15 protein-coding genes are annotated in these 14491 nt (G+C 73.4%); 12 read left to right on the forward strand and 3 right to left on the reverse strand.

Annotated features, from left to right (window positions below; genetic code table 11):
* Positions 1–54: 54 nt before the first annotated feature.
* Together ligD and AB0B41_RS26130 are read right to left on the reverse strand one after the other, a co-directional pair.
* The gene (gene ligD / locus AB0B41_RS26125; protein ID WP_358207787.1) at positions 55–1011 is read right to left on the reverse strand and encodes a non-homologous end-joining DNA ligase; all 957 of its coding nucleotides are present in this window, start codon (positions 1009–1011) and stop codon (positions 55–57) included.
* A 16-nt stretch (positions 1012–1027) separates the two neighbouring features.
* Complete coding sequence (locus AB0B41_RS26130; protein ID WP_358207789.1) at positions 1028–1279, reverse strand: DUF2631 domain-containing protein; 252 nt, start codon at positions 1277–1279, stop codon at positions 1028–1030.
* 81 nt (positions 1280–1360) lie between these two features.
* Between AB0B41_RS26130 and dxr the strand changes: the two genes are divergently transcribed.
* The 11 genes from dxr to AB0B41_RS26185 all read left to right on the forward strand — a co-directional run bounded on the left by dxr (position 1361) and on the right by AB0B41_RS26185 (position 12684).
* On the forward strand, positions 1361–2533 hold the full coding sequence (gene dxr, locus AB0B41_RS26135; protein WP_358207791.1) for a 1-deoxy-D-xylulose-5-phosphate reductoisomerase: 1173 nt from the start codon (positions 1361–1363) through the stop codon (positions 2531–2533).
* Between the two features lie 34 nt (positions 2534–2567).
* A complete protein-coding gene (locus AB0B41_RS26140) occupies positions 2568–3860 on the forward strand; it encodes a M50 family metallopeptidase (RefSeq protein WP_358207793.1) in 1293 nt (430 codons plus the stop codon).
* A gap of 39 nt (positions 3861–3899) precedes the next feature.
* The gene (locus AB0B41_RS26145; RefSeq protein ID WP_358207795.1) at positions 3900–4391 is read left to right on the forward strand and encodes a hypothetical protein; all 492 of its coding nucleotides are present in this window, start codon (positions 3900–3902) and stop codon (positions 4389–4391) included.
* Positions 4388–4789, forward strand: a complete 402-nt coding sequence (locus AB0B41_RS26150; protein ID WP_358207797.1) for a hypothetical protein — start codon at positions 4388–4390, stop codon at positions 4787–4789. The genes AB0B41_RS26145 and AB0B41_RS26150 overlap by 4 nt, the downstream gene beginning before the upstream one ends.
* 62 nt (positions 4790–4851) lie before the next feature.
* Positions 4852–5997, forward strand: coding sequence for a flavodoxin-dependent (E)-4-hydroxy-3-methylbut-2-enyl-diphosphate synthase (ispG, locus tag AB0B41_RS26155; RefSeq protein WP_358207799.1), 1146 nt, complete (start codon positions 4852–4854; stop codon positions 5995–5997).
* Between the two features lie 100 nt (positions 5998–6097).
* Positions 6098–6934 carry a GNAT family N-acetyltransferase gene (locus AB0B41_RS26160; RefSeq protein ID WP_358207801.1) on the forward strand — a complete coding sequence of 279 codons (837 nt, stop codon included), beginning with the start codon at positions 6098–6100 and terminating at the stop codon, positions 6932–6934.
* A gap of 114 nt (positions 6935–7048) precedes the next feature.
* Positions 7049–8869, forward strand: coding sequence for a penicillin-binding transpeptidase domain-containing protein (locus AB0B41_RS26165; protein ID WP_358207803.1), 1821 nt, complete (start codon positions 7049–7051; stop codon positions 8867–8869).
* A 1046-nt stretch (positions 8870–9915) separates the two neighbouring features.
* Positions 9916–10299, forward strand: a complete 384-nt coding sequence (locus AB0B41_RS26170; protein WP_358207805.1) for a DUF3054 domain-containing protein — start codon at positions 9916–9918, stop codon at positions 10297–10299.
* 339 nt (positions 10300–10638) lie between these two features.
* Positions 10639–11490 carry a type I methionyl aminopeptidase gene (gene map, locus AB0B41_RS26175; RefSeq protein ID WP_358207807.1) on the forward strand — a complete coding sequence of 284 codons (852 nt, stop codon included), beginning with the start codon at positions 10639–10641 and terminating at the stop codon, positions 11488–11490.
* A 46-nt stretch (positions 11491–11536) separates the two neighbouring features.
* A complete protein-coding gene (locus AB0B41_RS26180; RefSeq protein WP_358207809.1) occupies positions 11537–12082 on the forward strand; it encodes a TIGR03086 family metal-binding protein in 546 nt (181 codons plus the stop codon).
* Between the two features lie 32 nt (positions 12083–12114).
* The gene (locus AB0B41_RS26185; protein ID WP_358207811.1) at positions 12115–12684 is read left to right on the forward strand and encodes a pyridoxamine 5'-phosphate oxidase family protein; all 570 of its coding nucleotides are present in this window, start codon (positions 12115–12117) and stop codon (positions 12682–12684) included.
* A 100-nt stretch (positions 12685–12784) separates the two neighbouring features.
* Here the strand turns inward: AB0B41_RS26185 and AB0B41_RS26190 are convergent, their stop codons facing one another.
* Positions 12785–13486, reverse strand: coding sequence for an alpha/beta fold hydrolase (locus tag AB0B41_RS26190; RefSeq protein ID WP_358207813.1), 702 nt, complete (start codon positions 13484–13486; stop codon positions 12785–12787).
* A 180-nt stretch (positions 13487–13666) separates the two neighbouring features.
* On the opposite strand from AB0B41_RS26190, the gene AB0B41_RS26195 reads away from it, so the two are divergent.
* On the forward strand, positions 13667–14485 hold the full coding sequence (locus AB0B41_RS26195) for a lysophospholipid acyltransferase family protein (protein ID WP_358207815.1): 819 nt from the start codon (positions 13667–13669) through the stop codon (positions 14483–14485).
* Positions 14486–14491: the final 6 nt, after the last annotated feature.

Raw genomic sequence — 14491 nt, forward strand, 5'->3', positions numbered from 1 at the left:
CGCAGGTCATCCGGGGTCGTGCGTGGCACGTGCCCCTCCCGGGGCAGTCGCCGCTCACAGGTCGTCGAGGTCCGGCACGTCCGTCCCCGAGTCCCGCGCGTCCCGGTCAGCCCACTCCAGCAGCGGCTCGATGCGGAAGGGGTCGTCGTCGATGCCGGCGTGCAGGTCCCCGAGCTCGGCGAACCGGGCCGGGACGGTGGCGATGGTGAAGTCCCCGGGCTCGGCCGAGTCGATCTCGTCCCACCGGATCGGGGTGGACACCCGGCCCTCCGGGGTGCCGCGCACCGAGTACGCCGAGGCGATGGTGTGGTCGCGGGCGTTCTGGTTGTAGTCGACGAAGATCGACTTGGGGTCGCGGTCCTTGCGCCACCAGCTCAGGTCGACGATCGAGCAGCGCCGCTCCACCTCGCGGGCGAAGGCGTGCGCGGCCCGGCGCACCTCGGCGAACCCGTGCTCCGGCGGGATCCGCACGTAGACGTGCATCCCCTTGCCGCCCGACGTCTTGGGGTAGCCCGTGGCCCCCAGCTCGTCGAGCACCTCGCGGGCGACGTGCGCGACCCGCCGGACGTCGGCGTACGACGCATCGGGCATCGGGTCCAGGTCGATGCGCCACTCGTCCGGCGACTCGGTGTCGGCGGCGCGGGAGTTCCAGGGGTGGAACTCGACGGTCGACATCTGCACGGCCCACACGACGTCCGCGGGATGCGTCACGCACAGCTCGTCCGCGTGCCGGTTGTAGCGCGGGAAGTGCACGCGCACGGTGCGCACCCAGTCCGGGGCCCCGCGCGGCAGGCGCTTCTGGTGCACCTTCTCGCCGTCGGTGCCGGTGGGGAAGCGGTGCAGCATGCAGGGCCGCTCGCGCAGGGCGCGGACGATCCCGTCCCCGACGGCGATGTAGTAGCGGGCGAGGTCCAGCTTGGTCTCGCCCCGGGCGGCGAAGTACACGCGCTCGGGACTGGAGAGCCGGACCGTGCGGTCCCCGACCTCCAGCTCGACCGCGTCCCCCGCCACCGGACCGGCCGGTGGCTCAGCGCCGCCAGTCGTTGCGCTTGCGGAGGGTCCCGACGATCACGGCCAGCAGGATCACCACGGCGGGCACGACGGCGTAGAGGATCTCCGTCCAGCTCGCGTGGTGGCCGATGAGGATCAGGCACAGCAGGATCGCCACGACGACACCGGCCGTCGGGATGGCCTTCGGGAAGGTGCCGTGCCAGCCCCACTCGGCCGAGGGCTCGTCCGCGGGGTCGACCTTCGCCAGCTCGCGGGAGCTGCTCGCCATGAGTTCCTCCTGTGTCCGCGTGGGCACGTGTCGTGCGGGCCTCATCGTCGCACAACACCGCGCCGGGGATGATGGGCGGTGATGAACGCGAACCCCCCGCGGTCGGTGCTGGTCCTGGGCTCGACCGGCTCGATCGGGACCCAGGCCCTGGAGGTCGTCGACAAGGCGGCCGGCCGGTTCACCGTGGCCGGCCTCGCTGCCGGCGGCGGCGACGTCGGGCTGCTCGCGTCGCAGGTCAAGGCCACCGGGGTGGGCCGCGTCGCCGTGGCCGACCCGGCCGCCGCGGCCCGGCTGCGCGAGGAGGTCCCCGGCGTCGAGGTGCTCGACGGGCCGGGCGCGGCCGCCGAGCTGGTGGAGTCCACCCCGGTCGACGTCGTGCTCAACGGCATCACCGGATCGCGTGGCCTCGGGCCCACCCTCTCGGCCCTGCGCTCGGGCGCGGTGCTCGCGCTGGCCAACAAGGAGTCGCTGGTCGCGGGCGGGCCGCTGGTGCTCGACGCGGCTCGGGAGAACGGAGGTCCCGGGCAGCTCGTGCCGGTCGACTCCGAGCACTCCGCGCTGGCGCAGTGCCTGCGCGGGGGCAGCCGGGAGGAGGTCGCCCGGCTGGTGCTCACGGCGTCGGGCGGGCCGTTCCGCGGGCGGCCGCGCCGCGATCTCGAGCACGTGTCCGTCGAGGACGCCCTCAAGCACCCGACCTGGGACATGGGCCCGGTCGTCACGATCAACTCGGCCACGCTCGTCAACAAGGGCCTGGAGCTGATCGAGGCGCACCTGCTCTTCGACGTGCCCTACGACCGGATCGACGTCGTGGTGCACCCGCAGTCGATCGTGCACTCCATGGTCACGTTCGCCGACGGCGCCACGATCGCCCAGGCCAGCCCGCCGGACATGCGGCTGCCGATCGCGCTCGCGCTCGGCTGGCCGGACCGGGTGCCCGGCGCGGCCCCGCAGTGCACCTGGGACACCGCGCAGAGCTGGACCTTCGAGCCGCTCGACCACGAGGCCTTCCCGGGCGTCCGGCTGGCCCGCGCGGCGGGGGAGACCGGCGGGTGCCTGCCCGCGGTGTTCAACGCGGCCAACGAGGAGCTGGTGGCGGCGTTCGTGGCCGGGCGGATCGGCTACACCGCCATCACCGACGAGCTCGAGCGCGTGCTGGCGGCCGCCGACGCCTGGTCGGGCGACCCCGCTACCGTGGCGGACGTCCTGGCGGCAGAGGAGTGGGCGCGGGCCCACGCGCAGGAGCGGGTGCGGTGACCCCCGCCCACGTAGTGCTTCCCGCGGAGGCGGAATGACCATTGTGTGGACGATCGTCGGGATCGTCGTCTTCTTCCTGGGCATCCTCTTCTCGGTCGCCTGGCACGAGCTCGGCCACTTCGCCACGGCGAAGTGGTTCGGCATCAAGGTCCCCGAGTTCTTCGTGGGCTTCGGGAAGACCGTCTGGTCGCGGAAGGTCGGCGAGACCGAGTTCGGCGTGAAGGCCGTCCCGCTCGGCGGCTACGTCCGGATGATCGGCATGCTCCCGCCCGCCAAGGGCGAGGTGTACGGGCGCAGCCGGCGCACCGGCCCGTTCCAGGGCCTGATCGACGACGCCCGGCAGGCCTCGATGGCCGACGTCGGGCCGGAGGACGCGGACCGGCAGTTCTACACCCGCCGCCCGTGGAAGCGGATCATCGTGATGGCCGCCGGGCCGATCATGAACCTGATCCTCGCGGTCGTGCTGTTCGCAATCGTGCTGATGGGCTTCGGGCAGATGACCTCCACGCTCACCGTGAGCACGGTCAGCCAGTGCGTCCTGCCCGCCACGGCCACGCAGACCGACACCTGCCCGCCCGACGCGCCGCTCACCCCGGCCGCGGCCGCGGGCTTCCAGGCCGGCGACCGGATCGTGTCGTTCGACGGGCGGCCGTTCGAGCGGTGGGAGGACCTGCAGGCCGCCATCCGGAGGGCGAGCGGCACCGTCACCGTCGTCGTCGACCGGGGCGGGCAGCAGGTCACGCTCACCCCGACGCTGATCACCACCGAGCTGCCGGACCTCGACGACCCGCAGCGGACCGAACAGGCCAGCTTCCTCGGCCTCTCGCCGTTGCGCGAGGTCCAGCGCCAGGGGATCGACGCCGTCGGCACCACGATGGTCGACATCGTGGGCCAGGTCGGGCAGAAGCTCGTCGAGATGCCGCAGCGCGTGCCGAACCTGTTCGGCGCGGTCTTCCTCGGCGAGGAGCGCGACCAGGACTCGCCGGTCGGGATCGTGGGCGCCTCCCGCATCGGCGGTCAGATCCTCGCCAGCGACGCCCCGCCGGGCCAGGAGATCTCCGCGTTCCTGTCGCTGCTGGCGCTGGTCAACATCTCGCTGTTCCTGTTCAACCTGCTGCCGATCCCGCCGCTCGACGGCGGCCAGATCTTCCCGGCCATCTGGGAGGCGATCCGGCGGCGGCTGGCGATGCTGCGCGGCAAGCCCGACCCCGGACCGGTCGACGCGGCCAAGCTCATGCCGGTGGCCATGACCGTCGCGCTGATCTTCATCGGCTGGAGCGCGCTGGTGTTCGTGGCGGACGTCATCAACCCGGTCCGGCTGAGCTGAGATCACGATCACCGGCGATACTGGGCCGGTGATCGTGCTGTGACCCGGAACGGAGCCCGCCCTCTGGCCGTCTTCGACATCGACGGCGTCCTGGCCGACGTCACGCACCGCCTGCACCACCTGCGCGCCCGGCCGCAGCGCTGGGAGCGGTTCTTCGCGGCGGCGGACGTCGACCCGCTGCTCGAGGAGGGTGCGGACCGGCTGCGGGCCGCCCAGTCCTCCCACGACGTCGTCTACCTCACCGGGCGGCCGGAGCGGAACCGGCGGCTCACCGAGCGCTGGCTCGCCGAGCACGGTCTGCCCACCGGCCCGCTCTTCATGCGGGAGGACGACGACTACCGGCCGGCCCGGATGATGAAGCGCGAGGTCCTGCGCCTGCTCTCCGACCGCCGCGAGATCGCGTCGGTGATCGACGACGACCCCGCCGTCGTCCGGGTGCTGGAGGCGGACGGCTGGCCGGTCGAGCTGGCCACCTGGCTGCCGCACTCGTCGACCCTGCAGGACGCCCAGGAGAACCAGGGCCGGACGTGATCCTGGCGCGGCTGCAGGCGCTGGCCGTCGAGTGCGGGGAGTCGCTGCGCCCCGGCGCGTCCGAGGCCGAGGTCGTGACCCTCGCCGCGGAGTGCATCGCGCTGTTCGGGGCCGCGCCGCCGCGGGCGTTCCTGTGGCTGCTGCGCGCGACGGACGGGTTCGAGGCGAACGGCCTGCGGGTGTTCGGCACCGGCGGGCTCGTGGAGCACAACCAGGCGGTCCGCGAACCCGGCGGGCTGGACGAGCACCTCGTCCTCGCCGAGGGGTCCAGCGCGCGGTACGCCGTGCACCTGCCTACGGGGGAGCCCCACGAGCTGGGCATCGTGCCGACGGACCTGTTGGCGGTGAACCCGAGCTTGACGTCGCTGCTGACCGCGGCGGTCGACGCCCAGAGTTGAACAACGGGTGACGGACCCGGGTCACAGCGATCCGCGCCCCGGACAGGCGCATACTGGGGGTCGTGAGCGTCTCCCTGGGCATGCCCTCGACCCCCGCTCCCACCCTGGCGCCGCGCCGTCCGACGCGGCAGCTGATGGTCGGGACGGTCGGGGTCGGCAGCGAGCACCCCATCTCGGTGCAGTCGATGACCACCACCCTGACCTCCGACGTCAACTCCACCCTGCAGCAGATCGCCGAGCTGACCGCCACGGGCTGCGACATCGTGCGCGTCGCCTGCCCGAGCCAGGACGACGCCGACGCGCTGCCCGCGATCGCCCGCAAGGCGCAGATCCCGGTGATCGCGGACATCCACTTCCAGCCGAAGTACGTCTTCGCCGCGATCGAGGCCGGCTGCGCGGCCGTGCGCGTGAACCCGGGCAACATCCGGAAGTTCGACGACCAGGTCAAGGAGATCGCCAGGGCCGCCAAGGACCACGGCACCCCGATCCGGATCGGCGTCAACGCGGGCTCGCTGGACAAGCGGCTGCTGCAGAAGTACGGCAAGGCCACCCCGGAGGCGCTGGCCGAGTCGGCGATGTGGGAGGCGAGCCTGTTCGCCGAGCACGACTTCCACGACATCAAGATCTCGGTCAAGCACAACGACCCGGTCGTCATGGTCCGGGCCTACGAGCTGCTGGCCGAGCAGTGCGACTACCCGCTGCACCTCGGCGTCACCGAGGCCGGGCCGGAGTTCCAGGGCACGATCAAGTCGGCCGTCGCGTTCGGCGCGCTGCTCTCGCGGGGCATCGGCGACACCATCCGGGTGTCGCTCTCGGCCCCGCCGGTGCAGGAGGTCAAGGTCGGCCGGCAGATCCTCGAGTCGCTGAACCTCAAGCCGCGCCGCCTGGAGATCGTCTCCTGCCCCTCGTGCGGGCGCGCCCAGGTGGACGTCTACAAGCTGGCCGACGAGGTCACCGCCGGGCTCACCGGCATGGAGGTGCCGCTGCGCGTCGCCGTCATGGGCTGCGTGGTCAACGGTCCGGGCGAGGCCCGCGAGGCCGACCTCGGCGTGGCGTCCGGCAACGGCAAGGGCCAGATCTTCGTCAAGGGCGAGGTCATCAAGACCGTGCCCGAGCACGCGATCGTCGAGACCCTGATCGAGGAGGCGATGAAGATCGCCGAGACGATGGAGGAGGGCGCCGGCGAGCCGTCGGTGACCGTGGGGTGAGCGCCGGATGAACGTCCTGCGGAGCGGCGGTGACCGCGCCGGTGATCGGACCGGTGATCCTGGCGTAGGCAGCACGCCCCGCGTGTGGCACCGTAGAGGGGTGCTGAGGGTCGCCGGGGCTCGGTTGCTCGATGATCGGGACCGCGGGGGCGTCCGCGCTGCCCTGGAGGCCGACCCGGTGGCGTCGTGCATGGTCGCGGCGCGGGTCGAGGCGGCCGGGCTCGACCCCTGGCGGCTCGGCGGCGAGATCTGGGCGTCGGGCTCCCGGCTCGAGGGCCTCTGCTTCTCCGGTGCCAACCTCGTCCCGCTGCGCGGGCAGCGCGGGGCCATCCGCGCCTTCGCCGACCGCGCCCGCCGGCACGGCCGCTCCTGCTCGTCGCTCGTCGGGCGCGCCGAGCTCGTCCTGCCGCTGTGGGAGGAGCTCGCCCCGAACTGGGCGCCCGCCCGCGAGGTGCGCGCCGACCAGCCGCTGATGGTCCTGGCCGGCCCGCCGCGGATCGCGCCGGACCCGCAGGTCCGCCCCGTGCGGCCGGAGGAGATCGACCGGTACCTGCCGGCCGCGATCGCGATGTTCACCGAGGAGGTCGGCGTCGACCCCCGGGCCGGCGACGGCGGCGCGGGCTACCGCGCGCGGGTCTCCGAGCTGATCTCCGCCGGCCGGGCGTTCGCCCGCTTCGACGAGAACGGCGAGGTCGTGTTCAAGGCCGAGATAGGCGCGATGTCCGCGCGGGTCGGGCAGATCCAGGGCGTGTGGGTGCACCCGGCGCGCCGCGGCGAGGGCCTCGGCACGGTCGGGACCGCGGCCGTCGTCGAGCGGCTCACCGCGCTCGGCCGGATCTCCAGCCTCTACGTCAACGGCTTCAACACGCCCGCCCGCCGCACCTACGACCGGATCGGGTTCACGCAGGTCGCGAGCTTCGCGACCGTCCTCTTCTAGCGCATTGTGGAACCATAATGCGCTTTCGGCGGTCTTCTGTGCGCATTATGGAACCATAATGGCGCCAGGTGGGCTCCGAAATCGCGTTATGGAGCCATAATGCATACTCGTCCGGTGCCCCGTCCCGCCCGGATCCCGGCCCTCCTGCTCGCCCTGGTGACGGTGCTCGCGACGGCCGGGTGCGGCCTGTTCGGCGACAGCGGCCCGCAGGACACCGTCGACGCGTACGTGCAGGCCTGGGCCGGGGGCGACGACGCCGGGGCCGCCGCACAGACCGACGACGCCGCGGTCGCCCGCGAGCTCCTCGGCTCGGTCCGCACCGCGCTGAGACCGGCCGCGATCACCGCCGAGGTGGCGCAGGTCCGCACGGCGGGCCAGCGGTCGTCGGCCTCGGTGAACGTCACCTGGGACCTCGGGCAGGACCGGCGCTGGAGCTACCTCGCCCAACTGGACCTGCAGCCCGCCCCGGACGCGGAGACCGGCTGGCGCATCCACTGGGTGCCCGGGGCGGTGCACCCGGACCTGCAGACGGGGCAGACCCTCGCGCTGCGCACCACCAGCCCGGACCCGGCCCCGGTGACCGACCGCACCGGCACGCCCCTGCTCGCGCCGACGGCCGTCGTCACGATCCTGTTGGACCGCAAGGCGACCGGAGACCTCAACGCCGTCACCGGCACGCTCGCCCGGGCGCTGGGCCCGATCGACCGCGAGATCACCCAGCAGTCGATCACCGACGGCGCGGCGCGCACGCCGGACGGTCAGGCCTACACCGTCGCGGTGCTGCGCGAGACCGACTACCAGACCGTCCGCGGGGAGATCTACGACCTCCCCGGGGTGCGGTTCACCTCGTCGTCGCGGCTGCTGGCGCCCGACGCCGACTTCGCCTCCCAGGTGCTGCCCGGCGTGCGGACCGAGGTCGCAGCCCAGGTCAACGGGAAGGACGGCTGGTCCGTCGACGCCGTCGACAGCACCGGGGCCACGCAGAAGACGCTGACCGAGCAGCCCGTCACGCCCGGCACCACCGCGCAGGTCAGCCTGGACCGCACGATCCAGGCCGCCGCCGAGGACGCCGCGGACACGCTGCCGCAGCAGGTCGCGATCGTGGCGGTCCAGCCGTCGACCGGCGACGTCCTCGCGGCGGCCCAGAACGCCGCCGCCGACCAGGCCGGGGCGATCTCGTTCACCGGCCGGTACCCGCCGGGCTCCACGTTCAAGATCGTGACGGCGAACGCGGCGCTGCAGAACCTCGGCGTCACGTCGACGACGCCGGAGCCCTGCCCCGGCACGACGTCGATCGGCGGCCGTGTGGTGCCGAACGAGGACGAGTTCGTGCTGGGCACCGTACCGCTGCAGCAGGCCTTCGCCCGCTCCTGCAACACGACCTTCGCGACCCTCGCCTCCCGGCTCGCCCCCGACGCGCTGCCCACCGCCGGGCTGCAGCTCGGCTTCGGGGCGGACTACACGGTGCCCGGGCTCACCACGGTGACCGGTGACGTCCCGCCGGCCGACGACCTCGTCCAGCGCGCCGAGGACGGCTTCGGCCAGGGCCTGGTCGTCGCCACGCCCTTCGGCATGGCCCTGGTGGCGGCGACGGTCGCGCACGGCGCCCCGGTCGTCCCGCAGCTGATCCGCGACCGGCCCACGGCCACGGTCACCGCCGCGACGCAGCCGGACGCGGCCGCGCTCGACCAGCTGCGCCCGATGATGCGGCAGGTCGTCACGGAGGGCACCGCCACCGGGCTGCGCGGGTCCGGCGAGGTGTACGGCAAGACCGGCACCGCCGAGTACAGCCAGAACGGGACGAACCGGGCGCACGGGTGGTTCGTGGGCTACCGCGGCGACCTCGCCTTCGCCGTGCTGGTTGTCGACGGCGGCTCCTCCGGCCCGGCGGTCGGTGTCGCCCAGCGCTTCCTGGCGGGTCTGCAGGGGTCGTGATCGCGGGTTCGGTGCGGCTGTGGCGGTGCGGGGCGCCCTGGCTGCACGCGGTCGACGATCATGGTGGTGCTGGTCGTCGGAGTGTGCGGGCGGGGTTGTGAGGTGCGCTGCGGCCGTGGCGGTTCGAGGGTCGTGATCGGCGGTCCGGGGCGGGGACGGCGAGTCGGGGTGCCTGACTGCACGTGTTCGGCGATCTTGGCTTTCTTGATCGGCGGTTCGGTGCGAGTGGGGCGGTGCGGGGCGCGCTGACGGCACGCGTTCGACGATCATGGCCGTCCTGATCGCTGTCGGGTGCGTCTGGAGCGTGCCGTGGTGCCGCGGTGGTGGCGGTCCGGGGCCGTGATCGGAGGTCCGGTGCGGGGAGGGCGAGTCGGCGCGCCCTGGCCGCACGCGGTCGGCGATGTTGCCGGCGTTGATCGGCGGTTCCGTGCGGCTGGGGCGGCGCGGGGCGCGCTGACTGCACGCGTTCGACGATCATGGTGGCGCTGGCCGTGGGACGCGTGCCGGGTGGGGTTGTGGTGTGGGCGCTGCGGTCGTGGCGGTCCGGAGGCCGTGATCGGCGGTTCCGTGCGGCTATGGCGGTGCGCGTCGCCCTGGCTGCACGCGTTTGCCGATCATGGCCGTCGTGATCGCTGTCGGGTGCGTCGGAGCGTGCCGTGGTGCCGCGGTGGTGGAAGTCCGGGGGACGTAATCGGCGAGCCGGTGCGGGCATGGTGCTGCGGGGCGCGTGAGTGCACGCGTTCGATGATCTTGGCGGCGTTGATCGGCGGTTCTGTGCGGCTGTGGCGGTGCGGGGCGCGCTGACTGCACGACTTCGACGATCATGGTTGCGCTGGCCGTCGGACGTGTGCGGGTGGGGTTGTGGTGCGGCGCTGCGGTTGTGGAAGTCGGGGGCCGTGATCGGCGGTCCGGTGCGGGGAGCGGTTCGGGGTGGCCTGGTCGCACGCGTTCGGCGATCATGGTGGCGTTGATCGTCGGTCGGGTGCGGGTGGGGCTGTGACGTGGCGCTGCGGCTCTCCCGTCGGGCGCGGGCGTAGGCTCGTGCCGTGCGCCGTCCCCGCATCCCCGTCCTCGCCTTCGCCGGCGACGCCGTCGCCGTGCTGGTGTTCGCCGCGATCGGGCGCGCGAGCCACGAGGAGGCGGGCAGCGTGGTCGGGCTGCTCGGCACCGCCGCGCCCTTCCTGGTCGGCGCCGTTGCGGCGTGGGCCACGCCGTGGGTGCGGGCGCATCCAATCGGGGTCACGGCGGGTGCGCTGGTCCTCGCCGGCTCCGCCGTCCTCGGCCTGCTGCTCCGCGCAGCCTTCACCGGACGTCTGCCGGTGAGCTTCGCCATCGTCGCCACGGTCTCGCTGGCGGTGTTCCTGCTGGGCTGGCGGGGGATCGCCGCCCTCACCTCCCACCTCTCGCGCCGTCGCACCTCCGTCCGCTGACGCACCCCCGCCCCGCACCCGCCTCGCACCCGCCTCGCACCCCGTCCGGGCCTGCATCCCATCCCGCACTCGTCACGAGACCGCACCCGCCGAGCGTCCGCACCCGCCGAGCGTCCGCACCCGCCGAGCGCCCGCTCCCGCCGAGCGCCCGCTCCCGCCGAGCGCCCGCTCCCGCCGAGCGCCCGCACCCGTCGTCCCACCCCTCCCGGCGCCGACCTGCTGTGTGAGCGCACTGTGCCCGGTGCAAGGCGCCGACCTGCTGTGTGGGCACACTGCGCCCGGTGCGACCTGCGTCGCCGTGGGCGGAAGGGCGTGGGAGGTGCGAGCTACAGTCGGGGCGTGACCGCAGTTCTCGTTCCCGGCGCGCCGACCCCGATCCGTGACGTCCCCGCCCACATCCCGCGGCCGGAGTACGTCGGGAAGAAGGCGCCGTCGCCGAGCCGGGACTCGGACGTGCAGACGCCGGAGACCATCGAGGCGATGCGGGTCGCGAGCCGGATCGCGGCGCAGGCGCTGCAGGTGGGCGGCGAGGCCGTGCGCCCCGGCGTCACCACGGACGAGGTCGACCGCGTGGTCCACGAGTTCCTGGTCGACCACGACGCCTACCCGTCGACGTTGGGCTACCGCGGCTTCCCGAAGTCCTGCTGCACCAGCCTGAACGAGGTCATCTGCCACGGGATCCCCGACACGACGGTGATCAACGACGGCGACATCGTGAACATCGACGTCACCGCCTTCATCGGCGGCGTGCACGGTGACACCAACGCCACCTTCCTCGCCGGCGACGTCAGCGAGGAGGACCGGCTGCTGGTCGAGCGCACCCGCGAGGCCACGATGCGCGCCATCAAGGCGGTGCGGCCGGGCCGCGAGCTCAACGTCGTCGGGCGGGTCATCGAGTCCTACGCCAAGCGGTTCGGCTACGGCGTGGTCCGCGATTTCACCGGGCACGGCATCGGCCGGTCGTTCCACAGCGGCCTCGTGGTGCTCCACTACGACCAGCCCGACGTCCACACCGTCCTCGAGCCGGGCATGACGTTCACGATCGAGCCGATGATCACGCTCGGCACGATCGACTACGACATCTGGGACGACGGCTGGACGGTCGTCACCAAGGACCGGAAGAGGACGGCGCAGTTCGAGCACACCGTGCTCGTCACGGCCGACGGCGCGGAGATCCTCACCCTGCCCTGACGGTCATCTCCTACCCCGGCACCGTGAGCGGTGCCACGCTGGGCGCATGACGGAGATCTCGGACCGTTACGCCCGGCATGCGGACGCCTTCGCCGCCACGCTCGCCGCCGTCCCCGCGGACCGGTGGTCGGCGCCGTCGCCCTGCGAGGGGTGGACCGCGGCCGACGTCGTGTCGCACATCGTCGACGTCCACGGCATGTTCCTGGGCCTGGTGGGGCGCAAACCCGAGTCGGTCCCGGAGGACCGCGCGGAGGCGTTCGCGCACGTCAGACGGATCGTGCAGGCCGACCTTGAGGACCCCGAGAGGGCCGGCGCGACGTACGACGGCATGTTCGGCACGCAGACCTTCGAGTGGTCCGTCGACAACTTCGTGACGTTCGACCTGGTGCTGCACCGCTGGGACCTGGGCCGCGCGGCAGGGCTCGAGGTGGTGATCCCGGACGACGAGGTGGCCCGGCTCGCCGTGCAGGTCCGGGGCATCCCCCAGGAGGTCCGCGACGCCGGAACGGTGTTCGGGCCCGCCCTCACCCCGCCGTCCGACGCCGACGCGCACACCCGCCTGCTCGCCGAGAGCGGCCGGAAAGCCTGGTGATCCGGGCCCGGTCCGGCCTTACGCTCGCTGGTGTGAGCACGATCTACGACGGCATCACGCCGAAGCTGTGGGAGTGGCTGGAGCGGCAGCCGGTCTTCTTCGTCGGTACGGCTCCGCTCGCCGGCGACGGCCTCGTCAACCTGTCGCCGAAGGGCACGCGCGGCACCTTCCGGGTGCTCGACGCCCACACGGTCACCTACCTCGACCTCACCGGCAGCGGCATCGAGACCGTGGCCCACGTGCGCGAGAACGGGCGGATCTGCCTGATGTTCTGCGCCTTCGAGGGACGCCCGACCATCCTGCGGCTGCACGGCACCGGCCGGGTCGTCGCCGTCGGCGAGCCCGGGTTCGAGGAGGCCGTGGCCGGGTTCGGCGAGGCCGGCACGAGCCGGATGCACGGCGCCCGCTCGGTGGTGACCGTCGACGTCACGCGGGTGGCGGACTCCTGCGGGTTCGCCGTGCCGCGGATGGACCTGGTCGAGGAGCGCGACGTCCTGGACAAGGCCCTGGCGAAGAAGTCGCCGGAGCAGCTGGTCGAGTACCACCGCACCCGCAACGACGTCAGCCTCGACGGCCTGCCGGGTCTGGTCACGCCCGGCTGATCCCGTCGCCGACGGTCACGCGTCGACCTCCTCGGACATATCGTCCACGACGACCGGACCCACCCCGACGGTCGCACGGGGCAGATCACGGCGACCGTACTCATCGGACTCCGGCGAGCGGGACCTGGAGGCCACCCGGCGCGGGCTGCCGCATGGCGTCCGCGATCGCCGGGTCCTGCGGTCCGAGTCCGAGCTCGCCGAGCACGAAGCGGGTGACGAGCGCGTGCCACTCCGGGGCGCGGCGGAGCATGGCGTGCCCGTCGCCGAGGACGTCGAACCGCGCGACCCGCTCGGTCACCCGGCGCGCGCGGACGGCGTAGGCCAGCGACTCGCGCGGGTCGGTCATGCGCTCGCGGTCGCCGTGCGCGATCAGGACGCTGCGGCCGGCGAGCTGCTCGACGGGGTCGGTGCCGTCGAGCCAGGGGGCCAGGGCGGCGACGGCCCGTACGTCGGGGGCACCGGCGGCGTACAGCACGGCACGGCCGCCCATCGAGTGCCCGACCAGCGCCGTCGGGACGCCCGGGTGGCGCTCGTGCAGCGCGGCGAGCGTCTCCTCGGCGTCCCGAGCGGCGTCGCGGGCGGCGCCGTTCCAGCCGCGCAGCCGGTACCGCAGCATGAGGACGGCGACGCCGTCGGTCCGCGCGAGCGCCCGGGCGAAGGGCACCATCCGCCAGTACGCGAGCCGTCGCCGGCCGCCGGAGTCGGTCGCGTTGGCGCTGCCCCCGTGCGCGACGACGGCCAGCGCGGCCGGCCGGGCCGGCGGCGGTCCGACGGGTTCGAGGCGCGGGAGGCGGTCGGGCACGTCCACTCCAGGCTGATCAGGGCTACTGCTCGGGCTACGTAGTTCCTCCGATTCCACCCCGCCCCGGAGGCTGGTGTCCTGGGAGACATGTCACACCTCGCAGATCCTCGCCCGACCCGGACCCGGCCGCCCGCCCGTCGTGGGCGAGGATCGGGGGCGGACCCGACCGATGGAGGAGACGTGACGAGTCCCGCGGACCTGCCGCCGCCGCTGACGGCCCGCCGGCGCCTGCTGCTGACGCTGCGCCGCCGGCGTCGCGGCTCGGGCTTCTGGTTCGGGCTCGCGATCGAGCTGATCTGGCCGTTCGTCATGCTCTTCACGAAGCTCGGCTGGTCGGGCGGCGAGCGCATCCCGCGCACCGGCGGCGTGCTCATCGCGGCCAACCACGTGTCGTCGTCCGACCCGATCTTCGACACGGCGTTCGTGATCTCGCACCGGCGGATGCCGCGGTACCTCGCCAAGTCGGAGCTGTGGGACGTCCCGGTCGTGCGTTCGGTCCTCGGCAAGGGCGGGCACATCCCGGTGTACCGGCAGTCCGCCCGGGCCACCGACGCGTACCGGGAGGCCGTCGCGGCGCTCGAGCGCGGCGAGGTCGTGGTGTTCTACCCCGAGGGGACGTACACGGCCGACCCCGCGGGCTGGCCGATGAAGGCGAAGAACGGGATCGGGCGGATCGCGGTGATGACCGGGGTGCCGGTGATCCCGCTGGCCAACTGGGGGACGCAGGACGTGCTGCCGACCGACGGGAAGCCCTCGATCTGGCCGCGGAAGCGGGTCAGCGTGGTGGCCGGGCCACCGGTCGACCTGTCGGCGTACATCGGCAAGCCGCGGACCAAGACCAATCTCGACGGCGCCACCGCGGCGATCATGTCGGCCGTCACCGAGCTGGTCGGGCAGGTGCGGGGCGAGACGCCGCCCGCGGAGCCCTACGACCCCGCCGCCACGCCCACCCCCGCCGGCCCTCCCCAGCCCGTCGCGGAGCCGCCTGCAGCGAGCTGAGGGCTC

Origin of the sequence: Pseudonocardia sp. NPDC049154, assembly GCF_040648315.1 — a bacterium.
GTDB lineage: Bacteria > Actinomycetota > Actinomycetes > Mycobacteriales > Pseudonocardiaceae > Pseudonocardia.

Coding starts and splice junctions, on each gene's coding strand:
- AB0B41_RS26130 (WP_358207789.1), bottom strand. CDS start 1,279: ATGGCGAGCAGCTCCCGCGAGCTGGCGAAGGTCGACCCCGCGGACGAG.
- dxr (WP_358207791.1), top strand. CDS start 1,361: ATGAACGCGAACCCCCCGCGGTCGGTGCTGGTCCTGGGCTCGACCGGC.
- AB0B41_RS26140 (WP_358207793.1), top strand. CDS start 2,568: ATGACCATTGTGTGGACGATCGTCGGGATCGTCGTCTTCTTCCTGGGC.
- AB0B41_RS26180 (WP_358207809.1), top strand. CDS start 11,537: ATGACGGAGATCTCGGACCGTTACGCCCGGCATGCGGACGCCTTCGCC.